We start from the raw sequence: 16,829 nt of genomic DNA, 5'->3' as shown, positions 1-16,829 counted from the left end.
GGATGCTAGTCCCCAGAGGCCAGCAGTACCGGACGGGATTGCGCCCCCCAAGCGCGATTCAAGTCAGGCAATACACCCCATAGGGCCTCGCCCTCACTAGACAGGATTACTCATGTCCTTTGCCTCCCTCGGTCTCTCCGAGGCTTTAGTCCGCGCCATCGAGGCAGCGGGCTACACCCAACCCACCCCGGTGCAACAGCGGGCCATTCCCGCCGTGTTGCAAGGCCGCGACCTGATGGTTGCCGCCCAGACAGGGACGGGTAAAACCGGCGGCTTCGCCTTGCCGATCCTCGAACTGCTGTTCCCCAACGGTCATCCGGATCGCGAGCACCGCCACGGCCCGAAACAACCGCGCGTGCTGGTGTTGACCCCCACTCGCGAACTGGCGGCCCAGGTCCACCAGAGCTTCAAGGTCTATGCCCGTGACCTGAAATTCGTCAGCACCTGCATCTTCGGCGGTGTCGGCATGAACCCTCAGGTGCAGGCCATGGCCAAGGGCGTCGACGTCCTGGTGGCCTGCCCCGGTCGCCTGCTCGACCTGGCCGGCCAGCGTGCCGTGGATCTGTCCCACGTGGAAATCCTGGTCCTGGACGAAGCCGACCGCATGCTCGACATGGGCTTCGTGCATGACGTGAAGAAGGTCCTCGCCAAGCTGCCGGCGAAGCGTCAAAACCTGCTGTTCTCGGCGACCTTCTCCAAGGACATCACCGACCTGGCCGGCAAGCTGCTGCACAACCCCGAGCGCATCGAGGTCACGCCGCCGAACACCACGGTCGAGCGCATCGAACAGCGGGTCTTCCGCCTGCAGGCCAGCCACAAGCGCGCCCTGCTCGCCCACCTGATCAGCGCCGGCGCCTGGGAACAGGTGCTGGTGTTCACCCGTACCAAGCACGGCGCCAACCGCCTGGCCGAGTACCTCGACAAGCACGGCCTGGCGTCCGTGGCGATTCACGGCAACAAGAGCCAGAACGCCCGCACCAAGGCCCTGGCCGACTTCAAGGCCGGCAACGTACGGATCATGGTCGCCACCGATATCGCCGCCCGCGGCCTGGATATCGACCAGTTGCCCCATGTGGTCAACTTCGAACTGCCGAATGTCGAGGAGGACTACGTCCACCGCATCGGCCGCACGGGCCGCGCCGGCCGTAGCGGCGAGGCGATCTCGCTGGTCGCGCCGGACGAAGAAAAGCTGCTCAAGGGCATCGAGCGGATGACCAAGCAGAAGATCGCCGACGGCGACCTGCTCGGTTTCGACGCCAGCACGGTCGAGGCCGAGCGCCCGGAAGTGCGCGAACCGCAGAAGCCACGCCAGCCCCGCGGCGCCAAGCCGGCAGGCGAACGCCACGGCGGCGGGCGCAAGGACAAGGGCAAGGACAGCGGCAAGGCCAAGCCTCAGGCCGGCCGTGCGCAGCAGCCACGCGCGGCACAGACCGGCCGCGCCGCCGCGCCGGCAGTACCCGCCCTGCCGCCGGATCGGGCGCCGGATGAATTCCGCGACGACGAAATCGATAACTTCGGTAATCGGGCCGACTATGTCAGCCCACACCAGAACAAGCAGCAGAACCGTGGCCGTCGGCCCGGTGCGCCTGCTTCGGGCGCCGGCAACGGTGCTGGCCAGGGTCCGCGGACACCCGGCAATAACCCGCGCAGCGGCGCGGGTGCCGGCGGCCAAGGCAAGCGCCAGGGTGCTGGCGGGCGCAATGGCTCCGGCCGCGCCCGGCCGCCGCGTGACTCGCGCGAGATCACCACGTCGCTCAACCGCGATGAACTGCCGCGCCAGGAGGGTGCGGTAAAAAGCCCGCGCGACAAGCAGCCGGTGATCGTGCACAAGGGTTCGCGCAACACCGAGCGCTTCCCCACCCCCGAGCAGCTCGACCAGCTGCCGAGCAGTCGGCCGCGCGGCGAGAAACCTGCGCTGCTGACGCGTAACCGCGACAGCTAAGCAGCACCGTTAACGACAACGCCGACCCCAGGGTCGGCGTTGTCGTATCTACGCAGGCAAAAACGCCGCCCGTCGGCGTTCTGCACTACGGGCTTGGGCTTACTGGCGCACGCCTTCTACCGAGATGATCAGTTCGACTTCCGAAGATGCCGGACCGAGATCCTTCTCGATGGCGAAATCTTTCAGTTTGAGCCTGGTGCTGCCGGCAAAGCCGGCACGGTAGCCGCCCCAGGGGTCATCGCCCTGGCCGATGAATGTGGCGGCGATCACCACCGGCTTGGTCACGCCGTTGAGCGTCAGGTTGCCGGTGATGTCGGCCGTGCCTGCGCCGGTGGATTTCACCGAAGTGGAGGCGAAGGTCGCCGTCGGGTGCTTGCCGACGCTGAGGAAGTCATCGCTGCGAATGTGCTTGTCGCGCTCGGCGTGGTTGGTGTCGACGCTGGCCGTGTTGAGGCTGACATTGACCTTGCTGGCCTCCGGGTTCTTCTCGTCGAAGCTGAAGCTGCCGTCGAAGTCCTTGAAGGTGCCGTACAACCAGCTGTAACCCAGATGGCTGATCTTGAAATTGACGAAAGCGTGCTGGCCTTGCTTGTCGATGGCGTAGTCGGCGGCCGTGGCATGGCCCGCGCCGAGCAGCGCGGAACCGAGAGCCAGGGCGACGAGGGTTTTCTGCAACATGGGCATTCTCCTTGTGAGCTTGGGTAAATCGGCACGCGGGTCATTCCACGCGCCAGAAAGGCTGTCAGCGACCGAACATGCGGACCAGGGTGCGGTCACGATCGAGAAAGTGATGTTTCACTGCGGCCAGGGCGTGGATACCGGCGAAAATCACCAGCGCCCAACTGAGGTATTCATGCACCAGGCCGGCCACATCTTCCTGGCCGGGAATGCTGGTGATGGTCGCCGGCACCTCGAACCAGCCGAACACCCCGATACCCCGGCCATCGGCGGTGGAAATCAGGTAGCCGGAGAGCATCAACACGAACAAGCCCAGATAGAGGAAGGCGTGGCCGAACCGGGCGCCCAGGCGGGTTAGCCGGTCATGCCCGGGCAAGCTGGTCGGCGGCGGGCTGATCCAGCGCCAGAGCATGCGCCCGATCAGCACCACGAACAGCAGGATGCCGATGCTCTTGTGCAGGTCCGGCGCGGTCTTGTACCAGCTGCTGTAGTAATCCAGGCCGACCATCCAGTAGCCCAGCCCGAACAGACCAAAGACCGCCATCGCCACCAGCCAATGCAAGGCGATGCTGATCAAGCCGTAATGAGAGGAGGTGTTGCGCCACTGCATCGGAAAGGCTCCGCACAAAAAGTTCGACAAAAAAATGATCCGGCAAGGGTAGCGGCAAATCTATCGAATAAAAGCGGAATTTTTCGCTTTGAAATATCGGGAAATACGATGTGTAAACCTGGAATTTTTCCCCAACGAAATTGGTTCGCCCGGCTTACCAGAAGTTCAGCCAACGCCTACCAGCGGTATTCCGGAGCGGATAACCGGCACTGCCGCGCTCGCGAGCCGGCCGACAGTGACGCACATGGGCAGGGAGGCATCTGATAGGCTTGCCGTTGATGACTGGGAGACTGTTTCGATGAGCCTGAACGACCACTGGATGCAGCGCGACCTGAATGTGCTTTGGCATCCCTGTACCCAGATGAAAGACCACGAACAGCTACCCCTGGTGCCGATCAAGCGCGGTGAAGGGGTCTGGCTGGAGGACTTCGACGGCAAGCGCTACCTCGACGCCGTCAGCTCCTGGTGGGTCAACGTGTTCGGTCACGCCAACCCACGGATCAACCAACGCATCAAGGATCAGGTCGACCAACTGGAGCACGTGATCCTCGCCGGCTTCAGCCATGCGCCGGTGATCGAGTTGTCCGAGCGCCTGGTCAAGCTGACTCCGGCCGGCCTCGACCGGGTGTTCTATGCCGACAACGGCTCATCCTGCATCGAAGTCGCGCTGAAGATGAGCTTTCACTACTGGCTGAATGTCGGCAAGCCGGCGAAGAAGCGCTTCGTCACCCTGAGCAACAGCTACCACGGCGAAACCATCGCCGCCATGTCGGTGGGCGATGTCGCCCTGTTCACCGACACCTACAAGGCGCTGTTGCTGGACACCCTCAAGGTGCCCAGCCCGGACTGTTATTTCCGCCCCGACGGCATGGACTGGGAAGCCCACTCGCGGGCCATGTTCGCCCATATGGAGCGAACCCTGGCCGAGCACGGCCATGAGGTCGCCGCGGTGATAGTCGAGCCGCTGATCCAGGGCGCCGGCGGCATGCGCATGTACCACCCGGTCTACCTCAGGCTGTTGCGCGAGGCCTGCGACCGCTACGGCGTGCACCTGATCCACGACGAGATCGCCGTCGGCTTCGGCCGCACCGGCACGATGTTCGCCTGCGAGCAGGCCGGCATCCGCCCGGACTTCCTCTGCCTGTCCAAGGCCCTGACCGGCGGCTATCTGCCACTGGCCGCCTGCCTGACCACCGACCGCATCTACCAGGCGTTCTACGATGACTACACCAGCCTGCGCGCCTTCCTCCATTCGCACAGCTACACCGGCAATCCGCTGGCCTGCGCCGCGGCCCTGGCGACCCTGGACATCTTCGAGCAGGACAACGTCATCGAGGCCAACAAGGCCCTGGCCGCGCGCATGACCAGCGCCACCGCGCACCTGGCCGATCACCCGCATGTCGCCGAAGTGCGTCAGACCGGCATGGCCCTGGCCATCGAAATGGTCCAGGACAAGGCGAGCAAGACCGCCTACCCCTGGCAGGAGCGGCGCGGTCTCAAGGTTTACCAGCACGCCCTGCAACGCGGCGCCCTGCTGCGCCCCCTGGGCAGCGTGGTGTATTTCCTGCCGCCCTATGTGATCAGCGAAGAGCAGATCGACTTCCTCGCCGAGGTGGCCAGCGAAGGCATCGATATCGCCACGCGCAATTCGGTCAGCGTGGCCGTGGGCAATACCCAGTATCCGGACTTTCGCGATCCGGGCTGACGACGTGAATCGTGGACGCTTCCCCCATCCACCATTGCGCTACTGCGGTGGATGAAAAGAGCGTCATCCACCCTACGGAAAGCGGTGCGCACGGCGCACCCTACGGCTAGAATTTTCGCCTTTGTCCCAGGTTCGCCTCCTATGCGCCTATCCCGTTTCTTTATCGACGCCCCGCTCTCGCTCGGCCAGCATCAGTTGCCGGAAACCCAGGCCCACTACATTGGTCGCGTGCTGCGGCATGCGGTCGGCGATGCCGTGCAGCTGTTCGACGGCAGCGGCAACGAGTTTCTCGGCGAGCTGATCGAGGTCGGCAAGAAGGCGGTGCGCGTCGAGTTGCGTGAAACCTTCGCCGGCCTGGCCGAGTCGCCGCTGCACATCCACCTGGGCCAGGGCCTGTCGCGGGGCGAGCGGATGGACTGGGCGATCCAGAAGGCCAGCGAACTGGGGGCCAATGCCATCACCCCGATTGTCAGCGAGCGTTGCGAGGTGCGCCTGAAAGACGAGCGCGCCGACAAGCGCATGGCCCATTGGCGCCAGGTGGCGATCAGCGCCTGCGAACAGTGCGGCCGCTCGGTGATTCCGCTGATTCACCCGCCGCTGGGCCTGGGCGACTGGCTCGAGCAGACCGAGGCGCAGTTGAAGCTGGTGCTGCATCCGGTGGCCGAGCCGCTGGCCAGCCACGGCAAACCGCAGTCGCTGGCCTTTCTGATCGGTCCGGAAGGCGGCTTGGCGGATGCCGAAGTGACGCAAGCGCAAAACGCCGGCTTCCATGCCGCCCGCCTGGGCCCCCGGGTGCTGCGCACCGAGACTGCCCCAGTGGTGGCGCTGTCTGTCGCCCAACAGCTCTGGGGCGATTTCTAGGCGCAATAACGCCCCCTCGGCCCCTTTGCCGCCCCATCATGATCGCCTCTCGACTCGCTCGCCCGAGGTAACACCAGCGCACCACGGGTGCCTGACGGGCGCACCCGCGCGGGGCCGGTGTTACCGCCGGAAACCCCTGATCTAGAGGCCCGGCACGGCTGTGCCAGAAGCCTGGCTTAGATGAAAAAACGCTCACAGAGCAAGCTCTTGTAACAATCTGAAACACGTCATAAAGCTTCTTTTTCGCGACCTTTTTCAGGTCATTTTTCTAACGCGCGCAAATCTCCGATAACGCTAGAAGAATCCTTCAAAACGGCCTGCTTTTTGCTTACGTATCGCATCCTGCCCAACCCATGCGGCGGCAGGACGCCCCAACTATCGTATCGGCACGTATCGCGCCAACGATTCACAACTCCCATAACAAGCCGAGCCGGCGCTGCACTCCACAAGAGTTCAGGCAACCGTCACCGGCACTTGGAGCATTCCCCCCAATGAACGATCTGGTTAATTACCTCAACGGCCTCGTCTGGAGTCCGGCACTGATTTATCTGTGCCTGGGCGTTGGCCTGTATTTCACCCTGCGCGGCCGCTTCCTGCAGATTCGCCACTTCCGCGAGATGGCCCGCCTGATTTTCGCCGGCCGTACCGACAGCCATGGCATCACCTCCTTCCAGGCGCTGACCATGACCCTCGCCGGGCGCGTGGGCACCGGCAACATCGCCGGGGTCGCCACCGCCATCACCTTCGGTGGCCCGGGTGCGGTGTTCTGGATGTGGATGGTGGCCTTCCTCGGCGCCAGTTCGGCTTTCATCGAGTCCACCCTCGGCCAGGTGTACAAGGAAGAGGTGCGGGGCCAGCACCGCGGCGGCCCGGCGTTCTACATCGAGAAAGGCCTGGGCATGAAGTGGTACGCGGTGACCTTCGCCATCGTCACCATCTTCGCCTGTGGCCTGCTGCTACCCGGCGTCCAGGCCAACTCCATCGGTTCCGGCTTGCAGAACGCCATGGACATCCACCCCAACACCACCGCGGCGGTGCTGGCAATCATGCTCGGCATGATCATCTTCGGTGGAATCAAGCGCATCGCCTCCTTCACCGAAGTCGTCGTGCCCTTCATGGCGCTGGGCTACATCATCGTCGCCTGCGTCATCGTCATGCTGCACATCGAGCAACTGCCTGAGGTGATCGCGCTGATCTTCAAGAGCGCCTTCGGCCTGGAGGCCGGCTTCGGCGCTATCCTCGGCCAAGCCATCATGTGGGGGGTCAAGCGCGGCGTGTATTCCAACGAAGCCGGCCAAGGCACCGGCCCGCACGCCTCCAGCGCCGCGGCCGTCAGCCACCCGGCCAAACAGGGCCTGGTCCAGGGCTTCTCGGTCTACATCGACACCCTGTTCGTCTGCTCCGCCACCGCCTTCATGCTGCTGATCACCGGCCAGTACAACGTGCAGGGCGCCGACGGTGAAGCGCTGTTCACTGGCATCGCCGGCGTCGCCGCCGGCCCCGGCTACGTGCAGAACGCGATGGAAAATATCATGCCGGGCTTCGGCTCCTACTTCGTCGCCATCGCCCTGTTCTTCTTCGCCTTCACCACCATCCTCGCCTATTACTACATCGCCGAAACCAACATCGCCTACCTCACCCGCAAGGTAGATCGTCCTTGGCTGGCCCCGCTGCTGAAGTTCGGCATTATCGCGGCGACCGTCTACGGCACCGTCAAGACCGCCGACCTGGCCTGGGGCCTGGGCGACCTCGGCGTTGGCCTGATGGCCTGGCTGAACATCGGTGCCATCCTGCTGATGCACAAGGTGGCCTACACCTGCCTGAAGGACTACGAGGCGCAGAAGAAGCTGGGCCTGGACCCGGTCTTCGATCCGGAGAAGCTCGGCATCAAGAACGCCGACTTCTGGACCGGCAAGCAGCCCGTCAGCGAACCGGCTACGGCGGATGCACCGCTCGCCGGTGCGCAGCCCGAAAGCGCTCGCTAACACGCTGAAATAAAAAGCCCCGTCTGCCGGACGGCCCCGACCGGGGCCGCTCGACAGGCGGGGCTTTGTTGTTTTGGCCGGCGCCGGTTAGATCAGCCCGAGATCCTCGAGCTTCTGCTCCAGAGCGATCAGGTCGGGAATCTTCAGTACATCCTCGCCAATCAGCACCGCGTCCAGCTCCAGCGGCGACAGCGCTACATCGGCGCGCAGCAGCTCGGCGCCGACCCTTACCGAGCGCGGGATGCCCTGGACCAACAGGGCGATGAACTTGACCTTGGCGCGGCCGCCGAGGGCGTTGAGGATCGCCACCCGCGCGCCGGAACCGACCTGCACCTGGCCATCGGAGGCCGCCTCGAAGGACAGCAGCGGCAGACTCAGATCACGCCAGCCAATCTGGCCGAGGAACCAGGCCGGCATGCCGGCACCGACTTGCGGCGTGCGATAGGCAACCAGTTCGGCGACCGCCACGTTGGGCAGCAACAGGCTGCGGTCGGCCAGCGGCACCAACAGGGCGGTCAGGCTGTTGACGGTATTGGGGGTGGCTACGACTTGGCTCATGAAAAGGCTATGCCCCAGTTATCTGTGGTGTGGGTTGCCGCGCTTCGGCTGCACGGCACTGCTCGGCCAGATGATTGACCAGTCCTGCGGCCAGCTCCCGAGGGTCGCCACTGAAGCTGCTGTAACCGCCCTCGCGCAGGCTCTCCGGCATGCTCGGGCAGGCGCAACTGTCGCCACGCTGGGTCCAGATGGCCCCACCCTGACGCCGCACGTACGCGGCCGCCGCACAGCCATCACTGCCCATGCCACTGAAGGCGATGACGCCGCACAGCCCGGCAAATTGCTGGGCAAGATTGAGCATCATCTGATCGATCGACGGGCTGTAGGGTTCCGGCCAGGCGCGTTCGCCGACCTGCATGGCGCCTGCGTCGCTGAAACCCAGCTCACGGCTGATCGGCACCACCACCACCTCGCCACAACGTACCGTATCGCCATTGCGCACCGGATTGACGCGCCACTGGCTATGCCGGCCGACCGCCTGCGGCAGCGCCGACTCGAAACTGGGGTCGATATGCTGGGCATAGACGAAGCCCACCGGCAAACCGCCGGGTAAGGCGTCGAGGAACGCCTTGACCGCCGCCGGACCGCCGAGCGAGGCGGCCAGCAACCAGACCTGCCGCGCCGGCTCGCCAACCACCAGCGGCGTATCCGCGAGCACCTGCGGCAACTCCAGGCGCGCCGGCCGCTGCGCCTCGGCCAGTAACGCCTGCAGGCTGGGCCCAACCGCTTGCGAGGGGTCGCCGATCAGTTTCTTCAACTTGCCGAACAGGCGGCGCTCCCAGCGCGGATAGTTTTCCGAATGCCGCTCCGGTGCATGCCCTTCGCCAAACAGGATCGGGGCACTGGCGTTCTCCATCAGGTTGTCGACCAGAGGGAAATCCTCGGCCTGGGTCAGGTCGACCAGCCACAGATCGGTCTCGCAGGCCGCCAGGGTCGCCTCATCCAGACGGGCCGGATCGCTATTGAACACCACCTGATAGCCACTGCCGGTCAACGCCTGCTGCAGCACATGGCGCTGCAGGGCAGTGTCGGCAATGACCGCAATGCGTGCCACAGAGTGCTCCGTCATGTTGGCGTACCCGGGCCGCGATCCACCGGGTGGCGATCCACCAGCCTGGCAATGCTTTCGAGCAACAACGACTCCTGATAGGGTTTGCCGAGGTATTCGTTGACCCCGATGGCCAGCGCTCGCTCGCGGTGTTTCTCGCCGCTGCGCGAGGTGATCATGATGATCGGCAGGTCTTTCAGGTGCTCGTCGTGACGCACCAGGGTCGCCACTTCGAAACCGTCCATGCGCGGCATTTCGATGTCCAGCAACATGATGTCGGGCCTATGTTCCTGCAACTGGGAAATGGCGTCCACGCCGTCCTTGGCGGTCAATACGTTCATGCCGTTACGCTCGAGCAGACGGCTGGTGACCTTGCGCACGGTGACCGAGTCGTCCACCACCATGACCAGGGTCGGCCGATCCGCCTCGATTTCCGCGGCGCTCGCCGTGTGGCCGGGCAGGCGCGGATGCAGTTGGTTGAGCAGGTGCGCATGCAGCACGCGGATGGTGGCCAGCAGGTCGAGAATCACCACCACCCGACCGTCGCCGAGGATGGTCGCCCCGGAAATGCCGTGCACCCCGGCGAACTGCGGGCCGAGGCTCTTCACCACGATCTCGCGGGAACCGGCCAGGGAATCGACCTGCACCGCCACCGCGTGCTCGCTCGAACGCACCAGGATCACCGGCAACGGCAGGCTCTGGCCGACCAGCTTGGGTTGCTGACCGTTATTCAGCAGATCGCCGAGATAGCGCAACTCGTAGGCCTGGCCGGCGTACTCGAAGCGTGGCGTATCCGCCGTGCCCGCGGCGCTCTGCTCGTAGAGGGCTTCCAGCTCGTAGGGAGAAATCCGCACGATGCCTTCGATGGTGTTCAGCGGAATGGCATACAGGTCTTCGCCCGACAGCACCATCAGCGCACGGTTGACCGACACGGTGAACGGCAGACGGATGGAGAAGCGGGTTCCCTCGCCCGGCGTCGAGTCGATGCTCATGGAGCCGCCGAGCTGTTTGACCTCCGAATGCACCACATCCATGCCGACGCCACGCCCGGAGATCTGGGTGACCGCCGCGGCGGTGGAAAAACCGGCCTCGAGAATGAACTGGAGGATTTCGTGATCGCTCAGATCCGACTCCTCGTCCATCAGGCCACGCTCGATGGCCTTGCGCCGCACGGCATCGAGCCGGATGCCGCCGCCATCGTCGCTGAGGGTCAGGACGATATCGCCGCCCTCGCGGCCGAGGTTCAGGCGGATGGTGCCGTGCGCAGGCTTGCCCGCGGCGCGGCGCACCTCGGCCGATTCTATGCCGTGGTCGACGGCGTTGCGCAGCATATGCTCCAGCGGCGCGACAATCCGTTCGAGCACGCTGCGGTCCATCTCGCCGTCGGCATTGCCGAGGACGAACTCGACCTGCTTGCCCAACTCGCCGGCGACCTGGCGGACGATCCGCCGCAACCGCGGCACCAGCCGCTCGAAGGGCACCATGCGGGTGCGCATCAGGCCTTCCTGCAACTCGGTATTGACCCGCGCCTGTTGCAGCAACAGGGTTTCCGCGTCGCGGCTGCGCATGGCCAGGGTTTCTTTCAGGTCGAGCAGGTCGGAGGCGGACTCGAACAATGCGCGCGACAGCTGCTGCAACTGTGAGTGGCGGTCCATTTCCAGCGGATCGAAATCCTCGTAACCGGCTCGCTCGGCCTCGGCCTGGTAGCGGCTGAGGATCTGCGCCTGGGTCTCGATATCGAGGCGGCGCAGTTGATCGCGGACACGGTCGATGGTCGCTTCCATCTCGCTCAGGGTGAAACCGAAATCACTGACCTGCTGCTCGACCCGACCGCGGAAGATCGAGGTCTCGCCGGCCAGGTTGACCAGGCCTTCAAGCAGGTCCGCCGGCACCTTGACCAGCTCCTGCGGGGCACGCCGGGCGGCGGCGTCCTGCGCCGCCTCCTGGGCGCGACGCACGAACGGCAGGACTTTGGCCGCCCGCTCGCGGGCCGGCAGGTCGCTGGCCGCGACTATGGGTGCAGCCAGGCCGTACACCTGAGCCGGCTCGACAAGCGCCGCCGCACCGTCTTCCGCCGCCAGACTGGCCTGCAGACGCTGACGCAATTGATCGAGCTCTTTCTGCAGCCCCTCGAAACCCGACTGCACATCGAGAAACAGGCTTTCCGGCCAGGGTGCGCCTTGCAGCAGCGCCTCGCTCAGGTGCGACTCGAGGTCATGGGTCAGGTTGCCCAGGCGGTTCTGCCCGGCCAGCCGGGCACCGCCCTTGAGGGTATGCAAAACGCGCAACATGTCATCGACCGCGACAACATCGTCGCGCTGCTCGTCCCAGCGGCCCATGGCTGCTTCCATGGCTTCCAGCAGGTCGTCGGCCTCCTCCAGGAAGATGTCGAGGATGTCCGATTCGTCATCGTCCTGCTCCGGCTCCTGGTTTTCCGCTAGCGTCTTGAGTTGCACCGCAGACGGCATGCTCAGTTGTTGATCCGGGTTGGCGCGAAAATGCTTGATCGTCTCGATCAGCGCATCGCCATCCGGCACCCTGCGTTTGCCACGTACCGCGTCGAGCATCTCGGCCAGGCGATCCTGGCATGCCTGGAGCAGGGTGAAGAGTTCCTGACCGGGGCGCAGGCGACCATCACAGAGCCCTTCGTAGAGGAATTCGAGTTCATGGGCGAGGTCGCCAATTTCGCGGATCTCCGCCATGCGCGCACCACCCTTGAGGGTGTGCAGGTCGCGCTGCAGCGACTCCAGCTCGAGGCTGTTGTCGACGTCGTCCACCCAGCGCTGCAGGGCCGCGCCGGAACTGTCGATGATGTCGAAACCCTCCTCGAGGAAGATGTCCACCAGTTCCTGGTCGGGCTGCTCCTCGAGCGCAGCTGTCGAGGGCATGCCAGCAGCGCCTGGCGCTGCCAGGGTGTCGGCCGGCGCCGGCGGCTCGACTGGCAGCGACTCAGACTCATCAGCGTCGGCCGCCGGTTCGATCTCGTCCTCGCCTTGCAGCAACGCCAACAGCTCGCGCTCAACCTCATGCTCGGCTCGGCTTCGGCTTCGGCTTCGGCTTCGGCTTCGGCTTCGGCTTCGGCTTCGGCTTCGGCTTCGGCTTCGGCTTCGGCTTCGGCTTCGGCTTCGGCTTCGGCTTCGGCTTCGGCTTCGGGGTCAGTCTCTGGGGCCGGCGCCGACGCAGGCAAGCTCTGTGTACCTCCGCCCTGGCGGAAGCGACGAATCGCCTCGATCAGTTCGTGCGGCTGCTGCAGTTCGGCCTGACTCTGCAGTTGCTCCAGCTGCATGGCCAGGCAGTCATGGCTTTGCTGCAGCAGGGCGGCCAGCGCGGGGGAATGGCTGAAGCGCCGATCCACCAGACCTTCGTACAAGGACTCCAGCTCATGGGCGAGGTCGCCGATCGGACGGATTTCGGCCATCCGTGCGCCACCCTTGAGGGTGTGCAAATCACGTTGCAGGGACGAGAGCGCGGCCTTGTTGTCCGGTTCGGCACACCAGCGCTGCAACGCCTGGCCGGCACTTTCGAGGATGTCCACGGCCTCCTCGAGAAAGATCTCGACCATCTCTGCATCGAGCGCCTCATAACCAGAGGACGTGCCAGAGGATGCAGCAGGTTCGGACTCGGTCAGGACGCCGGTGTCCTCATCGATCTGCAGCTCAATTGCCGTGGCCGTCTCGCCCTCGTTTTCCTGCGCCCAGGGCATCTGCTCGAGCGCCCTGGTGGCGGCATCCAGCTCGACGACCTCCAGGCCCGCCTGACCTTGCGCGGACAACAGAGCCAGGGCCCGCGGATCCAGTGCCTGTGCGAGCAAACCACGCAACGCCTCGACCCGCGCCGGCTCGGCGCTGACCTGCAAGCCGGCAGCCACCTGATCCATCATGCCGATCAGGGCTTCATGCGCCTGCTCGGCCTCACCGAAGAAACGCTCGCTGACCGCCAGGCTGCCCTCTTCCACCGCACCATAAAGGTCGAGCAGGGCTTCACAGAGCTCGTCGATCTGCGGCAGCTCGGCCATCTCCGCGCCGCGCCCCAGAGTCGTCAATTCATCCAGCAAGGCGCTCAGTTCCTGACGCTCGGACGGATGCTCACGCCAGCGCCGCAGCAACGCCTCGGCATCCAGCAGGATATCCATGCCCTCGGCGAGGAAAATGCTGATCAGCTGCGGATCGCGGGTTTCACCCCTCTCGCTCTGACGACTGTTTTGCGCGGCATCGAGGCGGTCCTGATGCAGTTTGTGCGTTCGCTCGAGGAACTCCGGGGCACCGGGCAGAGACGCCAGAGGCTGAGTCTCCAGTTGCTCCAGGCCCAGGCGGAACAGCTTCTCGGCTGCACTCAATAATTCGGCTTCGCCCAGATCCATGGGGATCAGGTTGCTTTTGAACTCCTTGACCATTTTCTCCAGCGGCGCGGCTATCTCCGCTACCGGCAGAATTCCGGCCATATAGGCGCTGCCCTTGAGGGTGTGCAAGGCTCGCTGCAAATCGTCGGTAACCGGCCTTGGCAGTTCCTGCGCGCAATCGGCAAGAAAGCCGACCAGGGTATCGAGGTGGGTTTCCGCCTCGTTACGGAAAATCTCCAACAGCTGCGGATCGAGGGGTTCTCCATAGAGGGGCTCGCCGTCGAGCACGTCGACCTGTTCGGCGCCTGCCGCGACCGCCGCGGCTTCGTCCGCAGGCGGGATAACCGGGGCAGCGGCCGCCATGCTCTGGCCTTTCGCCAGCGCATGCGCGGTGGCAGCCAGCAGGTCGACATCGTCACGCTGACGCTGGGCTTTAGCAGAGAATTCATCGACCAGTGCCGGCATCAGCGCGACCACATCGGTGACCACCTGGAGCACCTCGGCAACGGGCTGGATACTGCGGTCGAGTACCCGGTTGAGCAGGTTCTCGATCGACCAGCCCAGCTCACCGATCACCAGCGCCCGCACCATGCGGCCACTGCCCTTGAGGGTGTGGAAGGCCCGGCGGATTTCGACCAGGGCCTCGTTGCTGGTCGTGTCGGCGCACCATTGCGGGAAAAACACGCCGATGGTTTCCAGGACTTCGCCGGCTTCCTCGACAAACACTTCCATCAGCTCTTCGTCGACCGGCTCCTCATCGGCCGGCGGCGGCAGCAAGCTGGGCGGCACATCGTGAGCCGGCGGATTGATCGCCTGCAACGGTGCGGCCATGACATCGGCCAGCGACAGCGGCTTGTCGGCAGCGGGCTCATCGATCACTGGCGATGCACTCGGCAGCTCGACCTCGGGCACACCCAGCGACGCCAACTCGACCTCATCCCACTGAGCATGGCTGCTCAGCCCGTCCAGGCTCGGTTCTTCCAGCGGCATGCCGTCCAGTTGCATGGTATCGCTGCTGGGGGCAGACAACGGCACTTGTGGCTCTTCGCTGAGGTCGAGAGTCGAAAAGGGTTCGATTGCCTGTGGCTCGAACGTCAGCGCATCGCCCTGCAGTGGCTCCAGGCTCCAGCCGTCATCCGCCAGCTCGGCCTCGGCCGCAACAGCGCCGAGCTCGGCGAACTCGGCGCTCAGCTCCTCTGGCGGTGCCGGCTCGACCCGCACCGGCGGCTGTTCGGCTATCGGCTCAATAGGCTCGAGAGACGCCGCCGGCTCATCGGCCAGTACTTCGATGTCATCCAGCGGATCGGCCAGGGGGGCGAACTCTGCTTGCCGTGGCTCTGGCGGCTCGATAATCGAAGGTTTTTCTTTCAGTGGATAGCCGAGGCTTTCCAGACTTTCCTCGGCCACATCGAGAATCAGGTCGCCCTGGCTGCCATGATCTTCGGCCAGACGCTCGAGGTAGTACTCGACGCTGGTGATGGCATCGGCCAGGGTGTCCAGGCTCTGCCAGTTCGGCACGGCCTTGCGCGCCAGCAGCTGTTCCTGGATGTAGCGGTTGCAGGCATTGAGCAGCTCCGCGGCACGCGCCAGCGGAATCATCGCCAGGCCGCCACGCACCTGGGTCAGCAGCGCCGGCACACGCGCCAGATGTTCGTGATTCCACTGTGAGGCGATGAATTCGATGATCGCGTCCTTGGCCTGCTCCAGACCATTGCGCGCTTCCTTGATCACCAACTGGTGAATCTGCGCCACGTCGGTGGTGGGCAGGTGACTCTCTTCGCGGCCACCGTCGGCGACCGGACCGACCATGCCGGCCAGGGTCGCTTCGACGTACAGCAGCGCACCGGCCACATCCATCAGCACGGCATCGCTCGGCGCCTGCCGGCCAAGGTGCAAGCCTCGAACCACGTCGATCTGATCGAGGATGACCTTGCGCGGCTGGCCGAAACCGAGCACGGCCAGGGTGTCGGCAATCTGCTTGAGCGGCGCCAGCAGGCTACCCAGCTCGGCCACCTGAATACGGTCGCTGCGCACGAACAGGTCGAGGCTGTCCTTGACCTGCACCAGCTCCTCGCACAGCGCGCCGACCACCGAGCGCATGGCGTTGCGATCCGGGCCGGCCAGACGGGCCCGCTCCTCATCGACGACCTCGGTGTCCGGCAAGGCGTCGTCGAGACGGTACTGCTCCTTCAAGAGGCTGATGCGTGGCGACTGCGCCGGCGCCTTGGCCACATAGAACAGCAGGTTCTTGATCAACTCGTCGGTGGCAGGCTGGTTGATGCCATCGGCCCCCTGCTCGAGCAGGCGTTTCAGCTCTTTATCGACCTCGCGCAGCAAGGTGCGTACCGACGGGCTATTGACTACAGCACCGCTGGCCAGGCCCTCGACCAGACCCGAGGCGATCTGCCACAACGGACCGAGCGGCGCGTCTTTGCACAGCGTCTCGAGGCGCCCGAAAACCCGCGCCATGTAACCCAGATTGGTCGGCAGATCCTGATTGCGAATCACCCCGACCAGGGCCACCTGCAGCATCTGGCGCAGCTTGCGCAGCAGTACCGGCAGCTCCGCGGTGCGCAACTCGCCCATGGACTCGACCGACAAGGCCGGCGCACGCCCGGACATGTCCGGGGAAAACAGGCTGGTTTCCGAGAGCAGTTTTTCGCCGCGGGCGGCGCGCAGGTCGTTGAGCAGCGGCAGCACCACCATGGGCAAGTCGCGGCGTGCGGTCTGGATCCGGTCGAGGTAGACCGGCAGCTGGAGGATGGCCTGCATCAGCACTTCCAGGGCTTCGCCCTGGTTGGCCACGCGGCCGTCCATCAACGCCTGGGCCAGATGCTCCATTTCTTCGGCGAGCAAAGCCGCGCCGTAGAACTCCACCATTTGCAGAGTGCCCTGTACCTGGTGCACATAGGTCAGGCAGAAGCGCATGCGCGTCGAGTCCTGCGGAGCCTCGACGTACGCCTCCAGGGCTTGGCGCGCCTGCTTCAGGGTTTCCGCGATTTCGCCTTTGACCCATTCCAGGGCGACATAGTCGTGCCGATCCCCCATAGCCACTCCACTCATATACTTGGCTCTGCCTTATCAGGCTGTTGAAAAACTACCT

The 16,829-nt window shown here is 64.8% G+C and carries 8 protein-coding genes and 1 pseudogene; 4 read left to right on the top strand and 5 right to left on the bottom strand.

Features of this window, described 5'->3' with window-relative positions:
- Window positions 1-112 precede the first annotated feature (112 nt).
- A complete protein-coding gene (gene rhlE2 / locus BM315_RS03995) occupies window positions 113-1,942 on the top strand; it encodes an RNA helicase RhlE2 (RefSeq protein ID WP_090498050.1) in 1,830 nt (609 codons plus the stop codon).
- A 99-nt stretch (window positions 1,943-2,041) separates the two neighbouring features.
- On the opposite strand, the gene BM315_RS03990 is transcribed toward rhlE2, so the two are convergent.
- Together BM315_RS03990 and BM315_RS03985 are read right to left on the bottom strand one after the other, a co-directional pair.
- A complete protein-coding gene (locus BM315_RS03990; RefSeq protein WP_090498048.1) occupies window positions 2,042-2,620 on the bottom strand; it encodes a YceI family protein in 579 nt (192 codons plus the stop codon).
- A 64-nt stretch (window positions 2,621-2,684) separates the two neighbouring features.
- A complete protein-coding gene (locus tag BM315_RS03985) occupies window positions 2,685-3,230 on the bottom strand; it encodes a cytochrome b (RefSeq protein WP_090498047.1) in 546 nt (181 codons plus the stop codon).
- Between the two features lie 298 nt (window positions 3,231-3,528).
- On the opposite strand from BM315_RS03985, the gene BM315_RS03980 reads away from it, so the two are divergent.
- From BM315_RS03980 to BM315_RS03970, 3 genes are all read left to right on the top strand, one after another.
- Window positions 3,529-4,935 (top strand): adenosylmethionine--8-amino-7-oxononanoate transaminase, encoded by a 1,407-nt coding sequence (locus BM315_RS03980; protein WP_090498045.1) that lies wholly within the window; start codon window positions 3,529-3,531, stop codon window positions 4,933-4,935.
- A 141-nt stretch (window positions 4,936-5,076) separates the two neighbouring features.
- Window positions 5,077-5,796, top strand: coding sequence for a 16S rRNA (uracil(1498)-N(3))-methyltransferase (locus BM315_RS03975; protein WP_090498043.1), 720 nt, complete (start codon window positions 5,077-5,079; stop codon window positions 5,794-5,796).
- Between the two features lie 491 nt (window positions 5,797-6,287).
- Window positions 6,288-7,781, top strand: a complete 1,494-nt coding sequence (locus tag BM315_RS03970) for an alanine/glycine:cation symporter family protein (RefSeq protein ID WP_090498041.1) — start codon at window positions 6,288-6,290, stop codon at window positions 7,779-7,781.
- Between the two features lie 87 nt (window positions 7,782-7,868).
- Here the strand turns inward: BM315_RS03970 and BM315_RS03965 are convergent, their stop codons facing one another.
- The 3 genes and pseudogenes from BM315_RS03965 to BM315_RS03955 form a co-directional block, all read right to left on the bottom strand.
- Window positions 7,869-8,339: a chemotaxis protein CheW gene (locus BM315_RS03965; RefSeq protein ID WP_090498039.1), complete on the bottom strand. Its 471-nt coding sequence runs from the start codon at window positions 8,337-8,339 to the stop codon at window positions 7,869-7,871.
- Between the two features lie 7 nt (window positions 8,340-8,346).
- A complete protein-coding gene (locus BM315_RS03960) occupies window positions 8,347-9,408 on the bottom strand; it encodes a chemotaxis protein CheB (RefSeq protein WP_090498037.1) in 1,062 nt (353 codons plus the stop codon).
- Window positions 9,405-16,774 (bottom strand): annotated as a pseudogene (locus tag BM315_RS03955) (hybrid sensor histidine kinase/response regulator). The gene BM315_RS03960 and the pseudogene BM315_RS03955 overlap by 4 nt, the downstream one beginning before the upstream one ends.
- Window positions 16,775-16,829: the final 55 nt, after the last annotated feature.

This window comes from Pseudomonas borbori (assembly GCF_900115555.1).
GTDB lineage: Bacteria > Pseudomonadota > Gammaproteobacteria > Pseudomonadales > Pseudomonadaceae > Aquipseudomonas > Aquipseudomonas borbori.
The sequence above is the reverse complement of the archived record's forward strand: the minus strand, read 5'-3'. Positions and strand labels throughout refer to the sequence as shown.